The sequence below is a fragment of the Gilliamella apicola genome (assembly GCF_003202915.1).
GTDB lineage: Bacteria > Pseudomonadota > Gammaproteobacteria > Enterobacterales > Orbaceae > Gilliamella > Gilliamella apicola_Q.
In genome coordinates this window covers 525,114-551,030 of sequence record NZ_QGLP01000005.1, presented here as the reverse complement: position 1 = coordinate 551,030, position 25,917 = coordinate 525,114, and the positions used below count along the sequence as shown (strand labels likewise).

Here is a 25,917-nt window from a genome sequence, read left to right as displayed (position 1 = left end):
TTTAAGCTTGTTCATTAACCCAAGTTTGAATGATTTTGTAACTTAATGCTAATACCACAGGACCGATAAATATTCCCATAATACCAAAAGCCAGAATGCCACCAATTACGCCAAATAGAATAAGCAGAAAAGGAAGATCGGCACCTTTTTTAATTAAATATGCTCGCATTACGCTATCTAGTGTTGTTAATATGATGGCAACTATAATTAATACAATACCTGATACTACGTGACCATCCCAAAATTGCCAAAAAATACAGCCAAGCATGACGATAACTGGCCCAATTTGAGCGACGCAGCAGATAAATAAAACTAATGTTAATATGCCAGGAAATGGCATTCTGGTAATTAAAAAACTTAAACCGCTAATTAAGGCCAAGGTAATGGCCGTGACAACAACGCCTAACGCTACTGCACGTATTGATTGACCCGCTAACGTAACGGTAGTTGTACCATATTGTTTAGATAAACGATTAGCTAAAAGATAAACATATTTGGTAATACTCTCACCTCTAAGGAACAGTAATAAACTAAATATAATCATCACGCCTGCATGAAATATAAAAACCCCAATATTAGTCACTTGTTCTAAAAGCCAACTAATCATTATGCCAATATAGGGTTGAATATCTGACATCAATTGCGTACCATCTGTTTTGATAAGTTCAAGCCATTTTTGGTGAAGTTCTTCGCCAAACATCGGAATACTCATTAACCAGTCAAAGGTAGGTAATTCCCTATGAGAAAGCGTTCTAACCCATTCAATTAAATAATGTCCATTCTGAGCAACACTGCTAATTATGAGAAGGAAAGGAATAACACAGACAAATGCTAGTAGTAAAGCCATGACTAAAAGCGATAACCAGCGTTTATTAAAAAGTTTTTGTTGGATTTTTATCATTAATGGCCAAGTTGCAATAACTACCATCACCGCCCAAAAAAAGCCAAACAAGAATACTTCTATCACCCGATAAGTTACAACAATGAGTAAACCTATTAATAATAAGTTTAAAATAAGTTTCAGTAAGTCATCAGTTTTTTTTTCTGCTGGCATTTTTACCTCATATTCTTTAATCTAGATAGTGTTATTATACGCATTATGTTTTAAAAAGAATATGATATTGTATAAAGTAGACAATTTTTATTGGAGGTATAAAATGAAAAAATTAATGTTATTAGTTTTAATGGGTATGGCATTATCTGCTTGTACAAGTACGCAAAAGGATCAACAAACTGGGCAAAAGTTAAATGAAATTGCACCCTATCCCGATGCAAAAGCAGACTCTACGCGTTATGTAATTCATCTACCAATCTTAAAGGATGAAGCTAACGCTAAAGTAGAAATACTAATTGGTAAGGAGATGAATGTGGATTGTAATACCCGTAGTTTAGGCGGAATTGTTAAAGAACAAGAGCTTAAAGGTTGGGGATATTCTTACTATGTTGTTGAAGAAGCTAAAGGTAGCATCTCTACTATGATGGCTTGCCCTGAAGGTACTAATGAGAATAAATTTGTTTCTATCAACCATAAGTTAGGTTTATTAAATTATAACAGCCGATTACCATTAGTATTCTATGTTCCAAACGATTTAACGGTTAAATATCGTGTATGGCAACCAGAAGCAAAAATTTTGCAAGCTAGCGCCGAATAAAAAAAGTAAATTAATTGTTAATAGCTCGCTAATAAAGGGTTGATTGATTAAAATCTAGTCACTCAATCCTTAATCTTCGAATATTTGATTTTTTAAGTAGACATCTGGAAAAAAAAAGGTATTTTATCCCACGTAATGCAAGGTTAGCTCTACTTGTTCATTAATTATATTAATGACTTGTGATTGCCTGATTACCTCGGTTTCGCCATATTATTAAATCAATAATAATGGTAAAATTTGGGGGTCCGTTGTATTTTACAATGGGCTTGTGTCTAACATGTAATATCCCTAACTAGAGGAGAAGTGGTGAGCATGTTTACTCAACGTAAAACAATTCTTTCAATCATCGCTGGTGTATCACTAGCACTATCTCAATCTGCTATAGCAAAAGACCGTGTCGTGCATTTTTATAATTGGGCAGGTCAAATTGGTAATAGTACAATCTCTGATTTTGAAAAATCAACTGGTATCAAACTGGTTTATGATGTGTATGATTCCAATGAAGCACTTGAAGGTAAATTAATGGCCGGTCATTCAGGTTTCGATGTAGTTTCTCCTTCAGACAGTTTTTTAGCTAGACAGATCAAAGCTGATATCTATCTACCATTAGATAAAAGTAAATTGCCTAATTGGAACAACCTCGATCCTAATTTAATGAAATTAATGGCTAACCATGATCCCGATAATAAGTATGCAATCCCTTATGTATGGATGACTACAGGTATTGGTTATAACATAGATAAAGTTAAAGAACGTCTTGGTGAAAATGCCCCTGTTGATAGTTGGGATTTAGTTTTTAAACCTGAAAATATGGAAAAACTTAAAGATTGTGGTGTGGCATTCTTAGATGCTCCAACTGAAATCTTTGCTAGTGCGCTTAAATATTTAGGTAAAGATCCAAATAGTACTGATGCTAAAGATTATACCGAAGCCGCTTATGGTGTGTTGGCAAACGTCAGACCAAATATTCGTTATTTCCATTCATCTCAATATATTACTGACTTAGCAAATGGTGATATTTGTGTGATTTTAGGTTGGGCAGGCGATATTTTACAAGCTCGCGACAGAGCTAACGAAGCTAATAATGGTGTTCATATTAATTACAACATCCCGAAAGAAGGTGCATTGGTTTTCTTTGATACCCTTGCTATTCCAAAAGATGCAGCTAATCCTGATGAAGCACACGAGTTTTTAAACTTTATTTTGAAACCAGAAATCGCAGCTCAGGTAACTAATGATGTTAACTTTGCTAGTCCAAATAAAGTTGCTAATGACAAGTTTGTGAAACCTGAAGTGAGAAATGATCCTGCGGTTTATCCAAAACCAGAAGTAATGGCAAATTTATTCACTTTAACGGTAAAAGAACCTAAACTTGAACGTGTGATTACTCGCACATGGACAAAACTGAAAACGGGTAAATAACCGTTTGAAAATGTCAACTAATTGACTTATATATTCTAGACGGGGAGATTTAAAATCTTTCCGTCTTGTTTTTTTTGGCTTGTTGTTATGAGGAAAAAAGCGTGAACGATAAAACAACAAATCAGGTACAGCCTAAAAAAAAGATGATAACTCCATTATTGGAGATCAAAAATTTAACCAAAGTTTTTAATGATGATTATTATGCCGTTGATGATGTCAATTTAACCATTTATACCGGAGAGATTTTTGCCTTATTAGGTGCTTCTGGTAGTGGTAAATCAACATTATTGCGAATGCTTGCCGGTTTTGAACAACCGACTTCCGGACAAATTATTTTAGATGGAAAAGATTTATCACAAGTACCACCTTATAATCGTCCGATTAATATGATGTTTCAATCGTATGCTCTTTTTCCTCACATGACGGTTGAGCAAAATATTGCCTTTGGTTTAAAACAAGATAAATTAAATAAAAATGAAATAAAACATAGGGTTGAAGAGATGTTGGCACTTGTTCATATGGAACAGTTTGGCAAACGTAAACCTCATCAACTTTCAGGTGGTCAAAGACAACGTGTCGCTTTAGCCAGAAGCTTAGCGAAAAGACCGAAATTACTACTGTTAGATGAACCAATGGGCGCATTGGACAAACAACTTCGTGATCGTATGCAACTTGAAGTGGTTAGCATCCTAGAACAAGTAGGTGCAACCTGCGTAATGGTTACCCATGATCAAGAAGAGGCGATGACTATGGCAGGCCGTATTGCGATTATGAATAAAGGCCAGTTTGTGCAGATAGGTGAGCCTGAAGAGATCTATGAACATCCAAATAGCCGTTATAGTGCAGAGTTTATTGGTTCTGTAAATGTTTTTGACGGTATTTTACAAGAGACCTTAGAAGATGGATTAATTATCAGTTGTCCGATGATCAAACACCCATTAAAAGTCGATTACGATTCACCAGCGGTCGAAGGTGTACCTATTCAAGTCGCATTAAGACCGGAAAAAATTAAACTTTGTGATGAAATTCCAGCCGATGGTTACAACGTTGCAACGGGTGAAGTGGTTGAAATTGCTTATTTAGGTGATCTGTCGATTTACCATGTTAAATTACAAAGTGGACAGATTATTATTGCTCAACTACAAAATGAACACCGTTATCGTAAAGGAATGCCAACTTGGGGTGATATAGTCAACTTAAGTTGGGAAATTGATAGCTGTGTTGTGCTGACCGAATAAACACAAGAGGATAAATTGATGCGATCCATTTTATGGGGTTTGTTGTTAAATGCCTTAGTGTTACTTGGTGTTTATTTACGTTTTGTAACCATCAATGCATTTGACAATCTGTTTTTAGATGCGTTATTTACGTCAATGGTATTGAGTTTATTAGTATCATGTCTTGGCGCATACTTGGCACATTATAAACCATCTAAATTTTCTTATCGGTTGATTATAGCCGGCAGTATTTTATATATACCATCTGGATTAGGTTTAGTGGCGATCTATTATGCTTATCGTAAGTTGCGACTACAACGTGATGATTCTGATTTGATGACACTCTACGGACGTCTATTAGTAATAGCTATTCCATATTGTTGGATGTTGTTGCTATTTTTATTACCGTTTTTGATTGTATTTCGAATCAGTTTTTCCGAAGTGGCGATAGCCGTACCACCTTATACTGAACTGCTAAGTTATGAAGATGGCCTAGTTAATATTGTTTTAAACTTTGGTAATTATTTTAATTTACTCGAAGATACTATTTATCTAGATTCTTATTTACAATCATTAAAAGTTGCAGCAATTTCCACATTGCTATGTATTTTAATCGGTTACCCTTTGGCTTGGGCTATTTCACAATGTAAACCGTCAACCAGAAATATTTTATTGCTATTAATCATTTTGCCCTCATGGACTTCGTTTCTAATTCGAGTTTATGCCTGGATTGGTATTTTAAATCCTAATGGTCTATTAAATAATTTCTTAATGTGGTTAGGGGTTATAGATCAGCCATTAATCATAATGAAAACCTATCTGGCGGTTTATATCGGTATTGTCTATTCTTATTTACCATTTGTGGTATTACCAATTTATACCTCATTGAGTAAAGTAGACACAACACTGATTGAAGCAGCGTTAGATCTTGGTTGTAAACCAATTAAAACCTTCTTCAAGATTATTGTACCGTTAACCAAAAATGGCGTTATTGCCGGAGGAATGTTGGTATTCATTCCTGCGGTAGGTGAATATGTTATCCCAGAATTATTAGGTCCATCCGATGGTCTAATGATTGGTACACAGTTATGGACTGAATTCTTCAACAATCACGATTGGCCAGCCGCGTCAGCAGTGGCAACAGTGATGTTATTGATATTAATTGTACCTATCTACTACTTTAATAAGTTCCAGAACCGACAAATGGGAGGTAAATAAATGAATAATTTACCATTAGTCATGCGCTCAGCATTGATTGTTTTTATTGCTGCATTATTCGGTTCAATAGTGCTATCGGTTTTGATCTCTGCATCAGGATTTGCACTATTAGGTAGTGCTAGCTTGTATGTCGGATGCTTGCTATTTAGCCTTATCTTAACAACTATTGTAACAATCGCGTTATTAGTGAGATGTTTAAAAGGATTGATTCTCTTAGTAGTATTTTCCTTTTTATATATCCCTATGATTATTCTGATTGTTTATTCGTTCAATAGTTCAAGGTTGGTAACGGTATGGGCAGAGTTTTCAACCAAATGGTATGTTGAGTTAATACATAACGACACTTTACTCAAAGCGGTAGGATTGAGTTTGACTATCGCGGCAGGAGCAGCCTCATTAGCGATTGTACTGGGTACTTTAGCTGCTTTTACTATCATTCGGTTTAGACGATTCCGTGGCTCTAACCTGTTCTCGTTTATGACTACGGCACCGTTAGTTATGCCTGATGTCATTACTGGTTTAGCCTTGTTATTGCTATTTGTCGGAATGGGACAAGCGCTTGGTTGGCCAAAAGAACGCGGTGCATTGACTATTTGGATGGCGCATGCAACATTCTGTACCGCCTATGTGACTGTTGTTATTAGTGCTAGATTGCGAGAGTTAGACAAGTCAATCGAAGAAGCGGCTTTAGATCTCGGTGCTAATCCATTAAAGGTATTTTTCATAATTACTTTACCAATGATTGCACCAGCACTGGTTTCTGGTTGGTTATTGGCATTTACTTTATCACTTGATGATGTGGTTATTGCTAATTTTGTTACCGGACCGGGTGCAATGACATTACCAAAACTGGTATTTTCTAAAGTTCGTTTAGGTGTCGATCCACAAGTTAATGCCTTAGCGACCATTATTTTACTAATTGTTGGTATTATCGGCTTTATTTCATGGCTTTGGATGCGTAACGCCGAAAAACGGCATTTAAAAGAGATTCGCATGCGATAATCTATCTATTAATTATTGCCGCTTTTGCGGCAATTTTTTTATCCTTATAAAATATACGTGTTTTTTTAGCCATTTTATATTATAGTGTGCGCAGTCAGGTTACTGACAAAATTCTCAGGGCGGGGCGCAATTCCCCACCGGTGGTATAGCCCACGAGCGCTTAGTAAAATTCTATTTTATTAAGGACAGCAGATTTGGTGAGATTCCAAAGCCGACAGTTAAAGTCTGGATGAAAGAGAGTAGCTTATCTTTTCTATATTTGCGCTATAGCAAAATCACTATGGTCAAGCACTTGCCCTGATTCTGGTATTTAATATATTTAATACTTAATAAATTTAGTTTAGTTAATTAAGAATAAATATATTTAGTTTAATAAAACAGGATAGGTATCTACCATGAATCAGTTTAATTTAAATGAATTCGGAACCCCAATTGAGCGCGTAAAAAGAGCAATCGCGTCAATCAAAGCTGGATCTGGCGTATTAGTTTTAGATGATGAAGATCGTGAAAACGAAGGGGATATTATTTGGGCAGCCGAAACAATCACAACCGAGCAAATGGCACTAACTATTCGATATGGTAGTGGTATCGTCTGTCTATGTATGCCGCAATCCTATTGTGATAAATTGGAACTACCAATGATGGTTGCCAATAACACGAGTAAAAATCATACCGCTTTTACCATTACTATTGAAGCGGCAAAAGGTGTTACCACTGGTGTGTCAGCGGCGGATAGGGTCACTACAGTAAAAGCTGCGGTCGCCGACGACGCTAAACCAAGTGATTTGAATCATCCTGGACATGTCTTTCCATTAGTTGCCAAAGAGGGTGGGGTATTAAACCGTCGGGGACACACCGAAGCCTCTGTGGATTTAGTGGCATTAGCGGGCTATAAACCAGCAGCAGTGATTTGTGAATTAACGAATGATGATGGTTCAATGGCTAGAGCGCCACAAGTTGTTGCGTTTGCAAAACAGCATCAGCTACCGGTAGTCACAATTGAAGATATAGTGGCTTATCGCCAATCAAATTAACTATAACCACGATTAACTGTCGAATTGATTATTCGACAGTAATTTCAGTTTTATTTAGTTTAACATTGGTAAACTTAGCATATTTAGCCTATCTTATAGTTAATTGATAATTGATATTCTGGTGCAATTTATGTCACGATTAAGTTTTTTGTATGTTCTAATGATTTTTATTCTAACTGGTTGTCAGTCAAAATCTAATCTGTCAAAAAATGTGATTGTCCCGAATACTCAAATTGAACTATTTCATTCAAAAACAAATGGCGATTATAAAATAACGATTTATACCCCTAATAAACCGACTCCCGACGGTGGTTGGCCAATTATTTATCTACTTGATGGTGACAGTTACTTTTTAGCAACTAAGCAAATAATTACTAATCAAACGTGTGAACGTTGCATTATTCAAGAAGGCATCATTGTTGCCATAGATTATTTTAATCAAACGCGGCGTGATGTTGATTTTTTACCTAAACCAGAGAATTATGTTTTTGAAGTTTTGCCCAACAAGCAAATAAATTTGGCAAATAGGTATGGCGGAGCGGATGCTTTTTACGATTTTTTAACCCAAGAGCTTAAACCGGAAATAGAAAAGCGCTATGTTATTAATCCTAACCAGCAAGCCATTTTTGGCCATTCCTATGGTGGATTATTTAATTTATACATTTTTTTAACTAAACCAGTGGTTTTTAATACTTATGTGATATCCAGCCCATCTCTGTGGTTTAGTGATGGTTATATGTTTAGTGTGTTATCAAAATATCTACTAAGTCATCAACATTCTTTAAATCAACCCGTTAATTTGTTGATCTCTGTGGGCGGTGCCGAACAATCTTTACTGCCTGTTGAGCAGGCATTACCCGAACAGCAGCGAAAACTGCTATTAAAACACCGCCAGAATCGAAAAATGGTCGATTATGCAAAACAGCTATTTACTCGATTAAAACAAGCTAAACTTAATCAGCTCGCCATAAGTTATAAAGTCTATCCTGAACAATCGCACAAAACAGCGGCTATTATTGCGCTACAAGATAGCATTCAATTAAATTTCAAAGTTAAATAAAAATTTATTTAATCCAAATATCCCTAATTAGCTTGAATATAAATGAATTTCATTTATATTACTTCGGCTTAATTAATAATGATAATCATTATTAATAAAATATCAGGGATAATATATGAATACCAAATATAAATCGACTTACTTATTAGCAACACTCATCAGTTTTATTTGTCACAATGCCTATGCAGATAATGGTGATTCATCAGCTCATAATGATAACGATTCCGATGAGGTTATGGTCGTCACCGCCTCTGAGCAGAGCAAACAAGCGTTAGGTGTTTCAGTGATTACCCAAAAAGAATTAAGTAAAATGCCACCTAGAAATGATATTTCAGAAATCATTCGCACCATGCCTGGTGTTAGTTTGACCGGTAACTCTACTAGTGGCCAACGCGGTAATAATCGACAAATCGATATTCGCGGAATGGGACCAGAAAACACCTTAATTTTAGTTGATGGACGACCAGTAAAAAGCCGTATGTCAGTTCGCTATGGCTGGCGGGGTGAAAGAGATACTCGCGGTGATACCAATTGGGTACCTGCTGAAATTATCGAAAGGATTGATGTTTTGCGTGGTCCAGCCGCCGCTCGTTATGGTGATGGTGCTGCTGGTGGTGTCGTGAATATTATCACAAAACAGCCGACTAAAGAGTGGCATATTTCGTGGAATAGCTATTTAAATCTACCTTCACATAGAGAAGAAGGGGCAACCAAAAGGACCAATTTTTTATTAACTGGTGGCTTAACGGATAATTTAAGTATGCGTTTATATGGTAATCTCAACAAAACTGAGGCTGACGATTGGGATATCAACAAAAAACATCAAATTAATCCATCTTCGGTTAGTGCCGGGCGTGAAGGGGTGCGTAATAAAGATATCAATGGCATACTTCGTTGGGATATCACTGATAAACAGTTACTAGAATTTGAAACAAGTGTTAGTCGACAAGGTAATATTTACGCCGGAGATACCCAAAATAATAATCCTGATAAATTAGTAAGCCGATTTTATAATGACGAAACTAATAGAATGAACCGTCAAAATTACTCAGTTACTCATCGTGGCTATTGGGACAATGGCGTTAATACACTGTCTTATATGCAAATGGAAAAAACACATAATAGTCGTTTAAATGAAGGTTTAGCTGGTGGTACTGAAGGCCGCTTTAAAGATGATAATTTTTCAACGATTACATACAATAATTTTACCTTACATAATGAAACTAGTTTTCCGTTAACCATTGTGGTTCCACAAACCATGACTATTGGTGGTGAATATAATCATCAAAAGATGAAAGATCCCACTTCCAATACACAAACTATTACAGAAGGTGGCAGTATACCATGGATTAAAAATAAAGATCGCAGTGAAAACGCTTCAGCTAATCTTCGGGGCGTGTTTGTTGAGGATAACATCGAACTCACCCAAACTACCATGTTGACGCCAACGATACGCTATAATCATCAAAGCGAGTCAGGTAGTAACTGGAGTCCAGGGTTAAATTTATTTCAGGAAATAGGTGACTATTTTAGTTTAAAACTGGGTATTGCTAGAGCCTATAAAGCACCTAATTTATATCAAACTAACCCTAATTATCTGCTTTATAGTCGTGGACAGGGCTGTTATGGCGCGGGTGGTAGTTGTTACTTAATAGGTAACAAAAAATTAAAAGCGGAAACAAGTGTAAATAAAGAAATCGGTTTAGAGTTTCATAATAATGCAGGCTTAATTGCAGGCTTAACTTATTTCCGTAATGATTATCATAATAAAATCGATTCTGGTACTAGCCCTATTGGTCAAGCAGAAGGTGGCCAAAATAAGTTTAAAAATTCGAATATTTTTCAGTGGCAAAATGTACCTAAATCGGTAATTGAAGGATTCGAAGGTAGTATAACTATTCCTGTTACATCAACCGTTAATTTTCGTAATAACTTAACTTGGATGTTGCAGTCAAAAAATAAAAAAAGCGGTGATTATTTGTCAATCATCCCGAAATACACATTAAATTCCTCAATAGATTGGCAAGCAACGGACAAATTTTCATTATTAACTGCTGTTACTTGGTATGGCAAACAACGACCAAGAAAATATAACTATTTGGGCGAAAAACTTACTGATAGTTCAACTAATCAACTCAGTCCTTATGCGCTTTTAAATTTAAGTGGAAAATACCAATTTAACAACAATTTTACGTTCACAGTTGGTGTTGATAATTTGTTTGATAAACGTCTGTTTAGAAAGGGTAACTCTTCTTCTTTGAAAAATCCTCAAAACGGTGTAATCAGTGTTCGAGGCGCTGGTGCAGCTACTTATAATGAACCAGGGAGAACGCTATTTATTAATACTAATGTCTCATTTTAAACAATTACGCTCAGTGACCGCCGAAATAATCGGCGGATTTATTACTTAACCTAAAACTTTCAAAGCACAAGTTTTAGTAATTTTTACTCCATTTTCTAATGCAGATGTATCAAAAGTCATATCAGGATGATGAAGACCGGGTGTCAAATCAACACCTAAGCCCCAAAAACCAGATTTTACATCTCTTTCACGCGGATAATTAAAGAAGTCTTCGCCACCTGGTGTGAAAATTGGTTCTTTCAATCCCTCTTTGCCAAGTACATCGATAATAGATTCAGCAATAATTTGCGTAACTTCATCATCAATTTCTGCAGCAGGGATTTCCTTCGATACTTTGATATCAGCTTTAGCACCGATAGATGCTACACTTAATTCAATCGCTTTAAGCGTTTTGGCTTTTAATTCATCCATAGCAGGGTTGGTTGGTGCGCGTAAATCCCAACAAACATAAGCCTCGGACGGAATAGCATTGGTTACACCGGCATCACAAATACAACGAGTTGCTTTGACGCTATAGGTTAAACTTGGTGCTAGATGAATGGTATTCACGGCTTGAATTGCCATAGTTGCCGCATCTAAAGCGTTGACGCCTAAATGTGGTCTTGCCCCATGTGCGGGAACACCATGAATATTGACTTCAACTGTGGTTGAAGCCGAATAGAACATAGCAGCAGATGCAAAGCCTTTAGGGCATTCTTCTTTAGGACGAACATGTAAACCGATGATCATATCAACATCGTCAATTGCCCCCCCCTCAATCATAGCTAATGCACCAGAACCTAACTCTTCAGCAGGTTGGAAGATCAACTTTAGTTTGCCTTTTTTGATATTCCCTTCTTTAATAAGCTCTTGGGCGGCGGTCAATAACATTGATGAATGGCCATCGTGACCACAGGTGTGTCTGGCACAATGTTGACCATCAATAATATGTCCTAAAGCGTCCATATCAGCGCGTAATGCCAGTACGGGGCCTGATTTACCACTATCATATTCAGCCACAATTCCGGTGGTATTACTAATATTACGCGTGACTTTATAACCGGCTTCTTCCAGTTTAGTGGCTATATAGTTGGATGTTTTAACTTCTTCAAACCCAAGTTCAGGAATTTGATGCAAATAGTGGTAGTGTTCGAGTACGTTCGACATAGATATCTCCTTTATCACACAATAAATCGCATAATGATCATAGCTATTAACGCATTAACAATACTATTAACCATTAATAGTGGCCAATATTTTTTCGGCACATCAGCAACCCCTAATAAGCGGCCCATATATTGTAATTGTGAACCCATTAAGAAAATAGCTGGTGCTAAAATTGTGATATCCATACCACTAAGAGTGCCTGTACTAATTAAATTTACTGCAACCCCCGTTCCTGCCGAGGCTGATAACCAAGCTGTCAATAAAACGGTAATTGCTTCACCCGGTAAACCAAATAGTCCCATGACCGGTGCAAATACTTCACCAATTAATTGCATTAAGCCAAGTCTTTTTAATATTTCGGTAATAACAAATGCCATAATGATATTAGGCATTAAATTGTTAATCGCAATATTAAAGCCTTTACGTGCACCAATGACAAAAATGTCTAATGGATTGTTAGTCTGTTTTTGATTGCTTGAATTACTCATTGATAAAATCCTTTTTATAAACTGAATTTAAAACAAGGCGGACTAAAATTGCACCGACAAATTTCAATACAATCATAATGACGAGTGGCGTAAATATTGCGACAGACATCGAGGCGAATAGTGCTGAACCAATCGAAAAATAGTTATTTATTAACCCGGCTCCAGAATATTGCCATGCGCTAATGATGACCAGATCTTTTTTCGTGATCTGCTTCTCATCATATAATTCTTTGGTTAATACCGCGCCAGCATCAGTACTCTGTAAATCCGTAATTAACGCTAAACCCGTTTTACCCGGAACGCCTAGGATAGGTTTAAGTAGTGGAGTTAATAATTTATGAGCAGCACGGATCGTACCATAATGGGTAAAAATTTCTAAAACGCCTAATGCTAGCATAACGGTTGGGATTAATGACAGAGCGAAAATAAAGCCGGCTCTGGCGCTAATTCCACCCTCACCAACGAAGGTATTTTTCTCTGGATGGAGCATTGTGCCAAACTTACCACTTAAACTGGTAAAATCAAATGCCCCCAACCAAGCCTTTCCATCTACATTATAAAATAGTCCGGAAAAAAAAAGTATGGCCACAATAAGTGATACATAAGCTTTTATGCCGACTTTAAATTCATCGTCCGATTTTTTTGACATTGTCTATTCCTTTTGATTTATCTGACTTATCCTTTAATAAAAGTATTAAATAAGTTGTGTTTAAAGTACTTGAATTATTTTGCTTTCGAAAAGAATTAAAGCACTAAGTGAAGTATTCTATATTGATTTAATTGAAAAAAAACCCCTTTCAGCAAATTTTTTACAATTCAAATTGTCTATATTTATTAATTCATATTAATAATAAAGCTAAATAAAACTAAATAAAGCTAAAATATCGTTGGTATTAAGGGCAGAATCAACCCAATAATAGCTGATCATGTTGGGTAAGAAATATGGGTTAAAGTACTATTATTCTGTCAATTTTTTTTGATTTTTGAGAAAGTTATTTAAAAGCATGCAATTAACAACAACTCTGGGCTTGCCATTTTGTAACCGTCATTATAGAATTGTAAATATATGGCAAGAAATAGTAATAAAATATCAATAACCTGTTTCCGAATTATCGATATTTTATATGAAGTTGAATTGTTTCTCTGCATAAACATCATAATCTTTAGGTGGCAAACCTTCTAGTTTGCGAACCGTCTTTTGTTTTCATTAAGCACATTAATGAAAAGACAAATTTAGCAATATAAATTAAAAATAAAAAAATAATGAGGTCATTATGTACAGCAGGAATAAAGAGTGGGCATTTGTTGTTCTCACCTGCTTTTTTGAATTGTGTTGGGTATTTGGTTTTACAACTGCAAATCAGTGGTGGCATTGGGTTATTGTTATACTCATAATCGTTATTGACTTTACGTTTTTAACTAATGCATGTAAAACCATTCCTACTGGTACAGTGTATGCAATATTTTCTGGCGTCGGAGCCATTGGTTCATTAGTTATTGACATGGTTGTATTTGGTAAAGAAATCAAACTTATTGAAATATTTTTTGTTGCATTAATTATTATCGGTGTTGTGCAACTTAAACGAGCAGATAGCTAATTAACTCAAATTTGGATTAAGATATGGGATGGTTATTTATTTTAACAGCTGCAATTTTTGAAGTTGTTGGCGCTATTGGTCTTAAACTTTATTCTCAGCAAAAAAGCTTGTTTCGCTTAATGCTATATTGGGGTGGTTTTTTCGTTTCGTTCACCCTGTTTTATTTTTCACTTCAATATCTAGATTTAAGTATCGTTTACCCTGTCTGGGTAGGACTTGGTACTTCCGGCGCCGTATTAGCTAATATGTTTATATTTAATGAGCCCAAAAATTGCACGCGAATATTTGGTCTAAGTGTTATTGTTATTGGTATTGTCGGTTTGCATGTTACTATGTAGCAAGAAAAGCGTGTTGAATTTAGTTATTATATTAATTTCAAACTAGAAGATATTGCATTACTCTATAAAGTTATATAGAATAATGCCACTTTCCAGTGGGTTGTTAGCTCAGTCGGTAGAGCAGTTGACTCTTAATCAATTGGTCGCGGGTTCGATCCCCTCACAACCCACCATTCCTCAATTCTTCAAAATTCAATAACGTTCAAAAAACCTTTATATAACAAGTTTTTTAACTAATTTACTGTTTATCTAAGTTCAAGTAGATTTAGTGAAATTCAAACTTTTATGTTATATATTATGTTATACGCTCAAATATAACTTAAATTCGTATAACATGGCCAAGATTATAAAACCTCTAAATGATACTCAAATCAAGTCAGCCAAGCCAAGGGAATGAGTCTTTATCAGGGAGTAATGCTTTAAAAACGGTTAATGGTTAGTTTTGCCATAAATACATATTTAAAACAGTCAACTAGACTGTTTTTTTATTGACTATTATTTAATAAATACTTTATATATATTTTGATAACACTAACAATACTAATAATAATTATATAATTTATTTATATGTATTTTTAAAGTGTTATTAAAAGAAAGTAATAACATAGAATTATGCTAGCAGGCCGGATTTCAAATCCGTGCTGATTTCCCAGTGAAACTCTTTCCTTTGGCTGGCTAAATTCCACTAAATAGTGGTATTTAATAAGCATGATTTATAACAGTAATGATATAATTTTCAAAGACGTTCAAAACATAAGATAGGGCTTAATTATGGTTTTTCACAATAATATTTTTAAACTGAAAAAATACTTAACTCTTTCTGAGGTTGCTAAAAGATTAACAAATTTATTTAATGAAACTGTCACTGTGATTGATGTTCTGGAATTAGTATTGGATCAAAAACTAATATTGTCAGTTAAATTTCCTTATGGTGTAAAGGTTATTGCATGTAAATATGGAAAACACGAAGAACTAAAAAGTGAAGCTGATAAAAGAATGTTTTCTATGTTTTATGCACCTAAAAAAGTTTGGGAAGATGAAGAGTATTATAAATCTGATGAGTATAAAGCTTTAGAAATGGAGTTTCTGAAAAAATGTCATCATGAAATGCTCGAAGTTATAAAAAGACAGTATGCTGATAATGATGAGCAATGTAAGGAGCTTTTAAATAAATACACGTTTGAATTTTATTTAAATGACGTTAAATTAATTACAGATAGAAGTATAGGTCAGCCATTTTATCTAGATGAAAATATATATGATTTTCCATTAGTGGGAACAGAAAAAATATGGGTTGAAAATATGATTTCTTCTTTAAAAAATCATGATGTAATAGAGCGATGGTCAATTGATGGGGCATTTATTGCTGATAATCATGGAAATCTTTTGAGTATTAGAGAACAGATTGATTTTGAGACCGCGGTGGCAGGGAATAAAAAAGGAAGCCCTGAATATGAAGATATACAAAAAAGATATCGAAATTTAGATAGTGTGTTTTGTTACCCTGCAGATAATTTTCCTGAAGATACAGAGCTTGTCATAACTACAAAAAATTTACTGAAATTTGAACAGATTATTTTTGATGAAACCAGTAATAATGAAGATATTAATTATAATCAAGCTCAGTTATTAGTCGCATCTATTTTAAAAATACTAAAGGATTCTAACCCTAAAAAATGGACTCAAGGAGAATTGTCTGATTTGATATCAGAACAAGAACAATTTAAAGGATTAGGTAAAAGGAAAATTGATGGTTTTTTTTCTTCTTGTAATAAATTATTAAAATAATTAAATTAAATAACTTAATATTATTTTGCATGCAAAAATCATTTTTTGTGTGCAATGAGTTTTAAAAAACAAATCACCATAATTACCTCATTAGTTAAACACAAACGAACTTAATGAGGTAAAAAAATGCAGTTAAATACTCCTAAATACTATTCCCTTGATGAATTAGCATTAATTTTAGGCTGTGCTAAGAACACATTACGCTATGATCCAAACTTCCCAAAAGGTTTAAAAGTAGGTAAACGTTGCGTCGTTTACGATATGGTAGAGGTTAAAACCTACTTAGAAAGCAACCGAGTACAGTAGGAGGCTTTCAATGTCATATTCAATCACATCTGAACAACACAAAGCCATTAGGGATAAATACGGTATCCAATATGATCGCCTTGTTCGTGAAAATGAGAGATACAAAATTACTAGTATCGCCCGTTCAACAGCATGGCAACTTGAGAAAGACGGTAAATATCCATTAAGAAAATCATTAGGTGCTAACTCATGCGGTTGGTCATTAGTGGAATTACTTCACTGGATCGACAATCCGCCAACAGTTGAAAAGATAAATCAACCGACTAAACGCCGAGAGTTTGCTAATGGGAGCTATTAAGATGATAGTTAAACAAGATGAATTAAGCATCATAAAATTTGATGGCATCAAAGTACGAATTATTACTTATTTGGGTGAACCGTGGTTTATAGCTATTGATATTGCAAAAGCCTTGGAAATTACAAACTCAAGAAAAGCATTAATGTCATTAAATGAGCATGAACGGAATACTGTAACTTTAAGTTACGAAAATAGTGGTAATCCAATTTATGCCATAGTTTCAGAATCAGGATTTTATAAACTCATTTCACGAAGTAGAAAGGCGACTCAACAAGGAACATTTGCTTATCGATTTAGTAACTGGGTATTTGGTGAAGTTATTCCAACAATTCGCAAAACTGGTGCTTATGGTGTACCTTGGGCTTTCTTGAATGATCATGCTAAACGTGAAAAAGAATATCTTGTTGAATCAAGCAGAAGAGGACGCAATTTAGAAGCTTGTAAAAAATGGAAAGCTAATTTGATAGCAGAAGAGCAAGCACTATGGAAAAAATATCAACCAGAATTGATTTAATAAAAAAGGCAACTTGTCACAGTTGCCCATATTCAATCACTAAAATCAATTAATTAAGGTAATATCAATGTCAATAGAACTAATCAAAAGCATTGAACTTTTGCCAAAGCGTAACGCGTTTAAAGCACGTTCTTATAATAACGCAGGGTTAAAAACATGGGTAGATTTGGAAGCGTTTGAAAGAATTTTAGTTATGCTTTTGGAGTGATTCCTCTTGATTGCAATTCTTTTCTTAAAACTCTCTTTATCCAAGTTGCTAAATTTGTATCGCCATCTTTTGCAGCTTCTTCTTCTAGTTGTTGCCTGAATTCTTCAGTTAACCGCATTTGGTATTGTGGTGATCTTTTTTCTTTTGGTATTGACATGGTACTTACCCTATATTATTATAATTACATGGTAACGACCATTATAATGGTAACGACCAAAAAATCAATCCCTCGAAGTGGTGGAACACTATCGAGGGATCTAACCACAATAACATTAAAAGAGGTAATGATTATGGCTAATAGTAATGATACCCTATGCCCTAAAAATGGGCAATATGACTTAACTAACCTTTTATCTGTCTTGAATTTATATCAGGCTGATATTCAACCACAAAACTTATTACACGCAAAAGCACACTTAGAGGAACTTAGACAATCAATTATATGGGGAATCGGTGCTATTGGTAATTTGTTGTTTTGGGCTTCTGAATGTGAAGAATATGAGGAACAACAATTTAAAGACGATACACGCGACATTGGTTACTTGTTAGCACAATTAAAAAACGTTGCTTGCTTTGCTTCCAATCAAATTAATTTACTCGACGATAAACTTAATGATTAAGGAAGTTAACGATAATGAATAATAATCAAAAAATAACCGCAATTCACCATATCATCGTTGATTCAACTATGGCGATAGTAGCAGGTTTGTTTTTAATTGAGCAGATTAACAAAAATGATAGTCAGGTATTTATTCATGAGGGTATCAAGATTGATATTAATAAAGATTTAATTGTCTCAGGTTTAAATATCAATCTTAAGCAATGCTTAATTGAGGATTTTGGTGAAAGTGAGGGATTAAATCGCACTTATGGAATGTTAAAAGACATGTACACAGAAAGCGCAGATAAACCTATTTCATTAACTCTATTCGGGCAAGAATTGCTTTCATCATTGTTTATTGATTTAGCCGAAGATATCAAAGCTGAATCTAACGCGACAGTCCATTAAGGGGACAGTAATGAAAATAAACGAAATTACAGCCGAAGCGATAGGCAAATGGGAATCAATCTTTAGTTAATTAGGTATTGAGGTGGGTAATGGTAAACATTACCCTAGCTCTATCTTTGGTGGTAAAGATAGATTCTGGTTTGATAATAAAAATGGTTACGGTACTTATTCCTGCAATCTATGTGGTAGCGGTGACGGTTTAGAACTTATCAAAACTATTATCATTATTTTTGTTGAACTGAATTTTTGCTACAAGTCACCACTAAATTTAACTATAGAACTGGTTATTCTAGTTTTTGAATTTATTTCGCCAATGAAGCTCTTTATTAAACAATACCGTTTCAACCTACAAACTTAATCACAGAAAGTGTTTATAATTTAATTGTTTTACCATGTTCATTATCATCTAGCTCATCAGGTGTTTAGTACATTTTTAATTAATGATATGTTGCGTTACACCTCAACACCATCTTAATAGATGTAATATAAACAATAACTGCATGCTTAAAAATCTGTTGAAGTGGCACTTGATAATAAGTAATAGATTTTATCGTAGTGGAAATATTCTGATTATAATCCAATGATTCTGGGCAGATGATAGCCAGCGTATGTTGGCTAAAACTTGTCGAAATGTCATCAGCCGCTATGTTTCCATCTAGGGTAATATAAAGTTTTATATTCTAATTTGCATAACTGATTATTTTAATTAAAGATTTAATCCCATTTTAGATCTCGATTGAGATATTAACAGAACTACCGAGAAAAATATTTTTAATATATTCTTCTAATAAGGCGATATCTTGATCAGCAAATTCAGCGATCAGTTTTTGTTTGCCGACTAGATGTTGTTTATCCGCTTTTATTTCTACGGTTAGGGCATTTTTTTCGAGTAACAGATAGTTGATTGCATTTGCGACTTCCATGGTTGATTTGTTGGTTTGTATAGCTATTGAATCATCAATTTCACCATCATCAAAACGCGAAATAATTAAATAATGGTCGGGGGATGTCGGATGGTTGCCGGCACCAATAATCAAGACATCATTTTCGGTATAACAGTTTATTGTAGTAGCAAAAAATCGTGCTTCTTGTTGCATCTTTTAATTAGGTAACTCCATAATTAAGTCGGAGAAATTATTATTAAATAATAGGCTATTGTAATAGTATTTAGTCATGTTGTATTTACATTTTTGATTAACGCCATAAATCTGTTTAACCAGTATAAGATTGATGCAATTCGCGACGATCAAAATCAAGTTAAATTTTGCAGAAGTCTACCTTTAGGTCTCTATATTTTTTAAATAGCGGAGCATGGTATAGATTCCCTAATAATTTTTACAAAAAATAACTTATTTTATAGAGCATCAATCAATATCGTTAACAATAATCTTTTATTGCCGTTTATTTTAAATAGTTGCTGTACTAAGGAATGCTGTTTAGGTTCGTTAATCACGATAGCATTGCATAAACAGGTATCTGTTAATTTTGTTGGATGCAAATGTAGATATTCCAAGATAAGCCATTGCCACCTCCAATTTAAGAAATATTAAAAATTAGAGCTATTCGGTCTAATAACAGCTATTTTAGCTAAATAGAAAATAGTTGAATGATAAAATTAAGCAGCCAAATAACTAACCAAACAACCAATACAAAGCATAGAAGAATCAGCTATAAAACCAAATTATTATCACAATATTATCTTAAAGTTTTCGACTAGCTGCTGCACTGTTATAAAATGAGAGTTTAAATGCTCATCCTAATCTTATTGAAATATCTTTGTCTAGGTTTAGAATGACTGGTCGGGCTATTTATTATAATGCAAAATATTTCAGCGAAAGAGTTGAGTTTATGGTAAAGCGGTGATTTATGTTGAATAAATATAGCAATATTTCCATTTTATAATAATATAGCGTATATAGTAAATTAATTGTATTTTTGTCAGCGGTATTTTTATGAAAACATTATCGAGCTATATTGAATCATCAAATAATATTAGCATTTATCTACTTGCTGAAGCGTTAGATTGTGATAGAGCTACTCTAGATAGCTGGATAAAAGATGAAACTCTTTTATTTCCTAAACCCATCCAACTAGGTAAAGACGAAATACATTTTATCTGTCAAGAGATTCAGGATTGGTTAAGTAAAAGACCGACATTTAACTGTTATTATGACAGAGAGGCAAATAATTTTATCATAAACCATAATCAAATTGTTTCAGCAAATTCTAAGACTGATACCTTGATTAATAAACAACAAGCCTTGAATAAAATACGTACCAAAATTAAACTAGGCAAAGAAAATATGTTTTTAAATAATACTGATATTGTTATACCATGTATTTCAATTGATGGTGTTGATTTATTTTTTTCTGATAGATTTCAACCATATTTTTCTCATCTTGAAAAAGTCTCTATTCAGCATGAAATTGGTGTTGAATTATCAAAAAAAGAAAAAAAGGATATAAATTCCAGCTCGCCGAAGCTAAAGCGCATAACAACAATATAGCTGTTCCAATGAATTTTAAACTGTACTTACAACATCATTTTTAGCTACGGCAAAAATAATTGCTATAAAATTAACCTGATCACTAAAATTTTCTATTGGAATTGATAAGAGGATATCTCTCATTATAGTTACTGTTGATAAATCATTTGTTGATTTTTTTATTGTTCAACTTTTATTATATCCAATTATTAAAAACGTAACGTTAATAATAAATGATCGAGTTACAATATCATCGGTGTTATAAATAACTACAACATCCTTAATAGGTTTAACCTTTGAGGGGGGGGAATTAATCAATGAAATATTAAAATTTTTAAGAAATGTTATAAATTATAACTATAACTACACTAGCACTATATGAAAGATTTTATTACTTTTTTAGCAATTTATATTGTCTGATATTGAAATAGATGAACATTAAAATGAATAGAATATTCAAGTTTAGTAAAATTTCTGTCGAAAAAATCAGCTAATTTGCTGACGTTAATCACTCCACATTAATAAAAGAGACTGCAAGTTCCTTATTTTTAGGTATAATAAACAGCAATAGCCGATGTTGGTTATATTTTATATATGGGCATTTAAGCTAATCATTTATTAATAGGTACCTTAACCACCATTAACAGTTGTAATATTCCATAAATCATAATCTATTTAGCGCATTTTAATATCGCAATACTCTATAAAAATGTACCACAACGAGTCTATATCCTATTGATTAAAATTTTAACTTATTAAAGAGTAATCATATGAACGCATATCTACTACTTTTGGGGGCAATTATCTGTGAGGTCATTGCAACATCTTCCTTAAAACTATCTAATGGTTTTACCAACTTGTTTTTTTCGATTATCACCATAATCGGTTATAGTGCCTCTTTCTATATTCTATCGCTAGCCTTGAAAACTATACCTGTGGGCATAGCTTATGCAATTTGGTCAGGAATAGGGATTATTATCATCAGTTTAATCGCCTGGATCTTCTTAAAGCAATCATTAGATCTTGCCGCATTAATTGGTATGGGGTTTATTATATTTGGCGTGGTAATTATCAATCTTTTCTCTAATGTTTCTGGGCATTAATAAACAATTAATGACTAAATTTTTATTAAGATAAATTATTTTAGCGTTTATAGAAACAAAAAAACCGGAGATAAACTCCGGTTAAAGTCAGAAGGAAAGTAAGAATATTATTACTTAGTGTCAAAAAAATGGTTAGATTTCGTTAGCATGTTGTTTTAAGTAGCTAGCAACACCATTTGGATTTGCTTGCATACCTTGTTTGCCTTTAGTCCATTGTGCAGGACAAACTTCACCATGTTCCTCATGGAATTGGAAAGCATCAACAATACGTAGCATTTCATCAATGTTACGACCAATTGGTAAATCATTAATGGTTTCGTGACGCACCACACCGGATTTATCGATAAAGAATGAAGCACGAAGCGCAACGCCAGCTTCAGGATGTTCAACACCGTAGTCTTGCATAATGCTATGTTTAATGTCAGCTACGATTGGGAATTTTACTTCACCAATACCGCCTTTATCTTGTGGCGTGTTTCGCCATGCATTATGAACATATTCAGAATCCATAGAGACACCAATTACTTCAACACCACGTTTTTTGAACTCTTCTAAACGATGATCAAATGCAATAATTTCAGATGGACATACAAAAGTAAAATCCATAGGCCAGAAAAATACCACAGCGTATTTACCTTTGATATGCTCAGCTAAATTAAAATTATTCACAATTTCACCAGAACCCAGCACCGCTGCTGAAGTAAAATCTGGTGCTTTACGAGTTACTAATGTCATAAAATGTCTCCTTGTGTAACGAATATTTATATTTTCTATGCGGTGCATTATAGCAATTTATGACAATACGCCAAGTTGTTATCAGCGATTGATTTCATAAGTTTAACCTATGATAAGCAAATTATTATTCGGTTTTAATTATCATTTTATTGGGTTTTCCCTTATTTTTAGTATCTCTGTGACGTTGTTTTACTTTTTTCTTTTTCATCTCTTCTTGTTTTTTAGCTGCGTTTTTTTGTTTAGTTTTTTGCGAAGGTTTCTTTTTAGTCACCGGTTTTGGGGCTTTGGTTTTTGGACGTAGTTCATCAATGGTTCTTAATTTGATTGGTTCACGAATATAACGTTCAATTTTCTGTAATAATTCATTATCGTGAGCTTCAACGAGCATAATGGCTGTACCTTTTTTTCCTGCTCTTGCGGTGCGCCCAATTCGGTGTAAATATACATCGGCTGTTTTAGGTGCATCGAAATTAATGACATGAGTAATATCATCAATATCAATTCCTCTAGCAGCAACATCAGTGGCGACCAGTACATTAACGCTATTATTATTCATTCGTTTAATGGCTTCATTACGTTTGGCTTGCACCATTTCACCCTCTAAATAACAACTATGAATATCAGCTTGATGCAGTAATGATACTAATTCATGCACTCGTTCACGTTTACGCACAAAGACAATGGTTTTTTTAACTTCCTCTTGTTTCAACAAGTGTGTTAATAATGCCACTTTGTGAGTCAAATCATCGGCACGATAATAGAATTGTAAAATCTTTTTTCGTTCTTTTCGCGAAGGATCGGCATTAATTTCAACTGGTTCGTTAAGAATACGATTAGCAAAACTGTGTAAACCTTCACCCTCTAATGTTGCTGAAAACAGTAGGGTTTGTTTTCGCCAGCGAGTTTCAGCCGAAATAGTTTCCACATCCTGAGCAAATCCCATATCTAACATACGATCTGCTTCATCTAAGATTAACATTTCAACAGCACGGCAATCGAAGTTTTCTTCTTTAATGTATTGTAACAAACGGCCGGTTGTTGCAATAACAATATCCTGATTTTTGCTGAAAACTTCGGCGTGATTCATATAAGCAACACCACCGGTAATCGTAGCTATACTTAGGTGAGTTGACTCGGTAAGTAACTTGGCTTGCTCAGCTATTTGCATGGTTAATTCACGAGTAGGGGCTAAAATTAAAACTCTTGGTGGCCCAGGTTTTCGACGTGGAAAATCAAGTAAATGCTGAACGGCTGGAATGAGAAAGGCTAACGTTTTACCGGTACCTGTCGGCGCCGACCCTAAAACATCTTTACCGTCTAAAGCTACTGGAATGGTTTGTGCTTGAATTGCGGTGGGTTCGTGAATGTTTTGCGCTTGTAGGTTTTCAATTAAAATATCATCTAACTGTAAATCAGTGAAAGTTTGCGTTGTCATAGTGCTCTTCTAATCTATCATTTTGCTCCACATTATAACGGCAATCGCTATAACTACAATCTTTATCGACACGCAACTGATTTAGCTTTAAACAAGCATAAAACTGGTTTTGACGACAAACGCGGTAGATAATAAAGCAGCTACTCGCCTATAACCTTATCATAGGTTAGCGATTATGATAGAATTAAACACCTTATAAGATAGCGAATACTATTCACACTTTATCTAAATTGATGATCGAATTAAAAATATGACAGAATCTTTTTCTAACGATAAATATAACCAACAACTAAGCAAAAAAATAACCAATTTAAAAACTATACTATCAGATTTTTCCTTGCCTGAATTAGTGACTTACTCTTCACCAATTAGTCATTATCGAATGCGAGCTGAATTTAGAATTTGGCATAATGGTGATGAGCTTTATCATATTATGTATGATAAAAAAACTAAGCGAAGAGTAAGAATTGATAGTTTTCCTATTGCCGCAAAATTAATTAATAGTGCAATGCAGACCATCTTACCGTTAATTCAATATAACGATATTTTACGTCATCAACTTTTTCAAATCGATTATTTCTCAACGCTTAGTGGACAGTTATTGATCACACTTTTGTATCATAAAAAATTAGATGCGCAGTGGATTAGTGCCGCGGAGAAATTGAAACAACAATTAGCTGAACGAGGTATTAAAGCCAATCTAGTTGGTCGAGCAAGCAATCAAAAAATTGCAGTCGATGTTGATTATGTTGATGAGACTTTATCAATATTCGATAAAACTTTTAGTTATCGACAAGTAGAAAATAGTTTTACTCAGCCTAATGCAGCTATAAATATAAAAATGCTAGAATGGGCTATTTCGGTGACTAAAGGGTCCGAAGGGGATCTACTCGAATTTTATTGTGGCAATGGTAATTTTTCGATCGCCTTAGCACAAAATTTTCGTAAGGTGTTAGCGACCGAGATTGCCAAAGCTTCGGTCTATTCAGCGCAACATAATATCAAAATCAATAATATTGATAACCTGATTATTGTGCGATTATCTGCTGAAGAGTTTAGTAGTGCGATTAAAAAAGAGCGAGAATTTAATCGATTAAAAGGGATTAATTTGGATGATTATCATTGTCAAACGGTGTTAGTTGATCCTCCTCGAGCGGGGTTGGATGATAAAACGATTAATATTATTCAAAGTTATCAGAGAATTGTCTACATCTCATGTAATCCTTACACGCTAAAAGATAATTTACAACAACTGACTAAAACGCATCATATCGAACATTTTGCGATGTTTGACCAGTTTCCTTATACAGAGCATGTTGAAACAGGTATTGTTCTTCGTAAAAAATAACATCAATAATATCCAACAAAGGTTAATTTTGCTACAATAAGAATAGCTTTACGCTTAATTAACCGTTTTATTCTAATTATTGCATATCAAGTAGTTTAAAAAGCAAAAAAAAACCCTAGATAAACTAGGGCTGCATTAAATTGCAAGGAA

General features: G+C 34.2%; 28 protein-coding genes, 1 tRNA gene, 1 pseudogene and 1 riboswitch. Of the genes and pseudogenes, 22 read left to right on the top strand and 8 right to left on the bottom strand.

The genetic code is table 11. The features are described from left to right. Position 1: 1 nt before the first annotated feature. The gene (gene ydiK, locus DKK79_RS08785) at positions 2 to 1,054 is read right to left on the bottom strand and encodes an AI-2E family transporter YdiK (protein WP_110423744.1); all 1,053 of its coding nucleotides are present in this window, start codon (positions 1,052 to 1,054) and stop codon (positions 2 to 4) included. A 103-nt stretch (positions 1,055 to 1,157) separates the two neighbouring features. On the opposite strand from ydiK, the gene eco reads away from it, so the two are divergent. From eco to DKK79_RS08745, 8 genes and pseudogenes are all read left to right on the top strand, one after another. After that, entirely contained in the window at positions 1,158 to 1,652 is a 495-nt protein-coding gene (gene eco, locus DKK79_RS08780) for a serine protease inhibitor ecotin (protein ID WP_110423743.1), read from the top strand. 312 nt (positions 1,653 to 1,964) lie between these two features. Further along, entirely contained in the window at positions 1,965 to 3,074 is a 1,110-nt protein-coding gene (locus tag DKK79_RS08775; RefSeq protein WP_086358517.1) for an extracellular solute-binding protein, read from the top strand. Between the two features lie 101 nt (positions 3,075 to 3,175). After that, positions 3,176 to 4,312, top strand: coding sequence for a putrescine ABC transporter ATP-binding subunit PotG (gene potG / locus DKK79_RS08770; RefSeq protein ID WP_220019126.1), 1,137 nt, complete (start codon positions 3,176 to 3,178; stop codon positions 4,310 to 4,312). Between the two features lie 324 nt (positions 4,313 to 4,636). After that, positions 4,637 to 5,509, top strand: a pseudogene (potH, locus tag DKK79_RS08765) (putrescine ABC transporter permease PotH); the annotation flags it as partial. 243 nt (positions 5,510 to 5,752) lie between these two features. Continuing rightward, positions 5,753 to 6,511, top strand: coding sequence for an ABC transporter permease subunit (locus DKK79_RS08760; RefSeq protein WP_110424063.1), 759 nt, complete (start codon positions 5,753 to 5,755; stop codon positions 6,509 to 6,511). 106 nt (positions 6,512 to 6,617) lie between these two features. After that, a riboswitch (FMN riboswitch) is annotated at positions 6,618 to 6,756 on the top strand. Positions 6,757 to 6,906: 150 nt separating this feature from the next. Further along, complete coding sequence (ribB, locus tag DKK79_RS08755) at positions 6,907 to 7,545, top strand: 3,4-dihydroxy-2-butanone-4-phosphate synthase (RefSeq protein ID WP_110423742.1); 639 nt, start codon at positions 6,907 to 6,909, stop codon at positions 7,543 to 7,545. A gap of 130 nt (positions 7,546 to 7,675) precedes the next feature. Then, positions 7,676 to 8,605, top strand: a complete 930-nt coding sequence (locus DKK79_RS08750) for an alpha/beta hydrolase (RefSeq protein ID WP_110423741.1) — start codon at positions 7,676 to 7,678, stop codon at positions 8,603 to 8,605. A 115-nt stretch (positions 8,606 to 8,720) separates the two neighbouring features. Next, complete coding sequence (locus tag DKK79_RS08745) at positions 8,721 to 10,967, top strand: TonB-dependent siderophore receptor (RefSeq protein ID WP_110423740.1); 2,247 nt, start codon at positions 8,721 to 8,723, stop codon at positions 10,965 to 10,967. A gap of 45 nt (positions 10,968 to 11,012) precedes the next feature. Here DKK79_RS08745 and DKK79_RS08740 read toward each other — a convergent pair whose 3' ends face one another. The 3 genes from DKK79_RS08740 to DKK79_RS08730 are packed head-to-tail and all read right to left on the bottom strand — an operon-like array spanning position 11,013 to position 13,250. Further along, entirely contained in the window at positions 11,013 to 12,113 is a 1,101-nt protein-coding gene (locus tag DKK79_RS08740; RefSeq protein WP_110423739.1) for a M20 peptidase aminoacylase family protein, read from the bottom strand. A 14-nt stretch (positions 12,114 to 12,127) separates the two neighbouring features. Further along, a complete protein-coding gene (locus tag DKK79_RS08735; protein ID WP_086358514.1) occupies positions 12,128 to 12,601 on the bottom strand; it encodes a YjiG family protein in 474 nt (157 codons plus the stop codon). After that, complete coding sequence (locus DKK79_RS08730; RefSeq protein ID WP_086358513.1) at positions 12,594 to 13,250, bottom strand: nucleoside recognition domain-containing protein; 657 nt, start codon at positions 13,248 to 13,250, stop codon at positions 12,594 to 12,596. Before DKK79_RS08730 ends, DKK79_RS08735 begins: the two co-directional genes overlap by 8 nt. Positions 13,251 to 13,875: 625 nt before the next feature. On the opposite strand from DKK79_RS08730, the gene DKK79_RS08725 reads away from it, so the two are divergent. From DKK79_RS08725 to DKK79_RS14515, 8 genes are all read left to right on the top strand, one after another. After that, entirely contained in the window at positions 13,876 to 14,199 is a 324-nt protein-coding gene (locus DKK79_RS08725; protein WP_110423738.1) for a DMT family transporter, read from the top strand. Between the two features lie 23 nt (positions 14,200 to 14,222). Further along, positions 14,223 to 14,537 (top strand): DMT family transporter, encoded by a 315-nt coding sequence (locus DKK79_RS08720; RefSeq protein ID WP_110423737.1) that lies wholly within the window; start codon positions 14,223 to 14,225, stop codon positions 14,535 to 14,537. Positions 14,538 to 14,634: 97 nt separating this feature from the next. Next, a tRNA-Lys gene (locus DKK79_RS08715) sits at positions 14,635 to 14,710 on the top strand. A 598-nt stretch (positions 14,711 to 15,308) separates the two neighbouring features. After that, entirely contained in the window at positions 15,309 to 16,325 is a 1,017-nt protein-coding gene (locus DKK79_RS08710) for a hypothetical protein (RefSeq protein ID WP_110423736.1), read from the top strand. A gap of 126 nt (positions 16,326 to 16,451) precedes the next feature. Beyond that, positions 16,452 to 16,631, top strand: a complete 180-nt coding sequence (locus DKK79_RS08705; protein ID WP_110423735.1) for a helix-turn-helix transcriptional regulator — start codon at positions 16,452 to 16,454, stop codon at positions 16,629 to 16,631. A gap of 10 nt (positions 16,632 to 16,641) precedes the next feature. Further along, positions 16,642 to 16,929, top strand: a complete 288-nt coding sequence (locus DKK79_RS08700) for a helix-turn-helix transcriptional regulator (RefSeq protein WP_110423734.1) — start codon at positions 16,642 to 16,644, stop codon at positions 16,927 to 16,929. A 1-nt stretch (position 16,930) separates the two neighbouring features. After that, positions 16,931 to 17,443 carry a BRO-N domain-containing protein gene (locus DKK79_RS08695; RefSeq protein WP_220019124.1) on the top strand — a complete coding sequence of 171 codons (513 nt, stop codon included), beginning with the start codon at positions 16,931 to 16,933 and terminating at the stop codon, positions 17,441 to 17,443. Positions 17,444 to 17,510: 67 nt separating this feature from the next. Beyond that, complete coding sequence (locus DKK79_RS14515; RefSeq protein ID WP_181415282.1) at positions 17,511 to 17,651, top strand: hypothetical protein; 141 nt, start codon at positions 17,511 to 17,513, stop codon at positions 17,649 to 17,651. Here DKK79_RS14515 and DKK79_RS14510 read toward each other — a convergent pair. Next, complete coding sequence (locus tag DKK79_RS14510; protein ID WP_181415281.1) at positions 17,635 to 17,808, bottom strand: hypothetical protein; 174 nt, start codon at positions 17,806 to 17,808, stop codon at positions 17,635 to 17,637. The two genes, DKK79_RS14515 and DKK79_RS14510, sit on opposite strands and share 17 nt — an antisense overlap. Positions 17,809 to 17,854: 46 nt before the next feature. On the opposite strand from DKK79_RS14510, the gene DKK79_RS08690 reads away from it, so the two are divergent. The 3 genes from DKK79_RS08690 (at position 17,855) to DKK79_RS08680 (ending at position 19,018) form a co-directional block, all read left to right on the top strand. Beyond that, positions 17,855 to 18,271 (top strand): hypothetical protein, encoded by a 417-nt coding sequence (locus DKK79_RS08690; RefSeq protein WP_143413900.1) that lies wholly within the window; start codon positions 17,855 to 17,857, stop codon positions 18,269 to 18,271. Positions 18,272 to 18,285: 14 nt separating this feature from the next. Next, positions 18,286 to 18,660, top strand: coding sequence for a hypothetical protein (locus DKK79_RS08685; protein ID WP_110423732.1), 375 nt, complete (start codon positions 18,286 to 18,288; stop codon positions 18,658 to 18,660). 82 nt (positions 18,661 to 18,742) lie between these two features. After that, positions 18,743 to 19,018, top strand: a complete 276-nt coding sequence (locus tag DKK79_RS08680; protein WP_181415280.1) for a primase-helicase zinc-binding domain-containing protein — start codon at positions 18,743 to 18,745, stop codon at positions 19,016 to 19,018. 367 nt (positions 19,019 to 19,385) lie between these two features. On the opposite strand, the gene DKK79_RS08675 is transcribed toward DKK79_RS08680, so the two are convergent. Beyond that, complete coding sequence (locus DKK79_RS08675) at positions 19,386 to 19,757, bottom strand: hypothetical protein (protein ID WP_110423730.1); 372 nt, start codon at positions 19,755 to 19,757, stop codon at positions 19,386 to 19,388. 855 nt (positions 19,758 to 20,612) lie between these two features. Here DKK79_RS08675 and DKK79_RS08670 point away from each other — a divergent pair. Both DKK79_RS08670 and DKK79_RS08665 read left to right on the top strand, forming a co-directional pair. Continuing rightward, the gene (locus DKK79_RS08670) at positions 20,613 to 21,167 is read left to right on the top strand and encodes a helix-turn-helix transcriptional regulator (RefSeq protein ID WP_110423729.1); all 555 of its coding nucleotides are present in this window, start codon (positions 20,613 to 20,615) and stop codon (positions 21,165 to 21,167) included. Positions 21,168 to 21,916: 749 nt separating this feature from the next. After that, the gene (locus DKK79_RS08665; RefSeq protein ID WP_034884272.1) at positions 21,917 to 22,249 is read left to right on the top strand and encodes a DMT family transporter; all 333 of its coding nucleotides are present in this window, start codon (positions 21,917 to 21,919) and stop codon (positions 22,247 to 22,249) included. A 132-nt stretch (positions 22,250 to 22,381) separates the two neighbouring features. Here DKK79_RS08665 and DKK79_RS08660 read toward each other — a convergent pair whose 3' ends face one another. Continuing rightward, complete coding sequence (locus tag DKK79_RS08660) at positions 22,382 to 22,984, bottom strand: peroxiredoxin C (protein ID WP_034884270.1); 603 nt, start codon at positions 22,982 to 22,984, stop codon at positions 22,382 to 22,384. Between the two features lie 124 nt (positions 22,985 to 23,108). Further along, positions 23,109 to 24,419, bottom strand: a complete 1,311-nt coding sequence (gene srmB, locus DKK79_RS08655; protein WP_110423728.1) for an ATP-dependent RNA helicase SrmB — start codon at positions 24,417 to 24,419, stop codon at positions 23,109 to 23,111. Positions 24,420 to 24,669: 250 nt separating this feature from the next. Between srmB and trmA the strand changes: the two genes are divergently transcribed. Then, positions 24,670 to 25,767: a tRNA (uridine(54)-C5)-methyltransferase TrmA gene (gene trmA / locus DKK79_RS08650; protein WP_110423727.1), complete on the top strand. Its 1,098-nt coding sequence runs from the start codon at positions 24,670 to 24,672 to the stop codon at positions 25,765 to 25,767. Positions 25,768 to 25,917 lie beyond the last annotated feature (150 nt).

Coding starts and splice junctions, on each gene's coding strand:
- DKK79_RS14515 (WP_181415282.1), top strand. CDS start 17,511: ATGTCAATAGAACTAATCAAAAGCATTGAACTTTTGCCAAAGCGTAAC.
- DKK79_RS08725 (WP_110423738.1), top strand. CDS start 13,876: ATGTACAGCAGGAATAAAGAGTGGGCATTTGTTGTTCTCACCTGCTTT.
- DKK79_RS08675 (WP_110423730.1), bottom strand. CDS start 19,757: ATGCAACAAGAAGCACGATTTTTTGCTACTACAATAAACTGTTATACC.
- ribB (WP_110423742.1), top strand. CDS start 6,907: ATGAATCAGTTTAATTTAAATGAATTCGGAACCCCAATTGAGCGCGTA.
- DKK79_RS08705 (WP_110423735.1), top strand. CDS start 16,452: ATGCAGTTAAATACTCCTAAATACTATTCCCTTGATGAATTAGCATTA.
- DKK79_RS08720 (WP_110423737.1), top strand. CDS start 14,223: ATGGGATGGTTATTTATTTTAACAGCTGCAATTTTTGAAGTTGTTGGC.
- DKK79_RS08670 (WP_110423729.1), top strand. CDS start 20,613: ATGAAAACATTATCGAGCTATATTGAATCATCAAATAATATTAGCATT.
- ydiK (WP_110423744.1), bottom strand. CDS start 1,054: ATGCCAGCAGAAAAAAAAACTGATGACTTACTGAAACTTATTTTAAAC.
- DKK79_RS08710 (WP_110423736.1), top strand. CDS start 15,309: ATGGTTTTTCACAATAATATTTTTAAACTGAAAAAATACTTAACTCTT.
- DKK79_RS08690 (WP_143413900.1), top strand. CDS start 17,855: ATGGTAACGACCAAAAAATCAATCCCTCGAAGTGGTGGAACACTATCG.
- DKK79_RS08735 (WP_086358514.1), bottom strand. CDS start 12,601: ATGAGTAATTCAAGCAATCAAAAACAGACTAACAATCCATTAGACATT.
- trmA (WP_110423727.1), top strand. CDS start 24,670: ATGACAGAATCTTTTTCTAACGATAAATATAACCAACAACTAAGCAAA.
- srmB (WP_110423728.1), bottom strand. CDS start 24,419: ATGACAACGCAAACTTTCACTGATTTACAGTTAGATGATATTTTAATT.
- DKK79_RS08760 (WP_110424063.1), top strand. CDS start 5,753: ATGATTATTCTGATTGTTTATTCGTTCAATAGTTCAAGGTTGGTAACG.
- DKK79_RS08700 (WP_110423734.1), top strand. CDS start 16,642: ATGTCATATTCAATCACATCTGAACAACACAAAGCCATTAGGGATAAA.
- DKK79_RS08775 (WP_086358517.1), top strand. CDS start 1,965: ATGTTTACTCAACGTAAAACAATTCTTTCAATCATCGCTGGTGTATCA.
- DKK79_RS08750 (WP_110423741.1), top strand. CDS start 7,676: ATGTCACGATTAAGTTTTTTGTATGTTCTAATGATTTTTATTCTAACT.
- DKK79_RS08745 (WP_110423740.1), top strand. CDS start 8,721: ATGAATACCAAATATAAATCGACTTACTTATTAGCAACACTCATCAGT.
- DKK79_RS08695 (WP_220019124.1), top strand. CDS start 16,931: ATGATAGTTAAACAAGATGAATTAAGCATCATAAAATTTGATGGCATC.
- DKK79_RS08660 (WP_034884270.1), bottom strand. CDS start 22,984: ATGACATTAGTAACTCGTAAAGCACCAGATTTTACTTCAGCAGCGGTG.
- DKK79_RS14510 (WP_181415281.1), bottom strand. CDS start 17,808: ATGTCAATACCAAAAGAAAAAAGATCACCACAATACCAAATGCGGTTA.
- DKK79_RS08730 (WP_086358513.1), bottom strand. CDS start 13,250: ATGTCAAAAAAATCGGACGATGAATTTAAAGTCGGCATAAAAGCTTAT.
- DKK79_RS08740 (WP_110423739.1), bottom strand. CDS start 12,113: ATGTCGAACGTACTCGAACACTACCACTATTTGCATCAAATTCCTGAA.
- DKK79_RS08665 (WP_034884272.1), top strand. CDS start 21,917: ATGAACGCATATCTACTACTTTTGGGGGCAATTATCTGTGAGGTCATT.
- eco (WP_110423743.1), top strand. CDS start 1,158: ATGAAAAAATTAATGTTATTAGTTTTAATGGGTATGGCATTATCTGCT.
- DKK79_RS08685 (WP_110423732.1), top strand. CDS start 18,286: ATGAATAATAATCAAAAAATAACCGCAATTCACCATATCATCGTTGAT.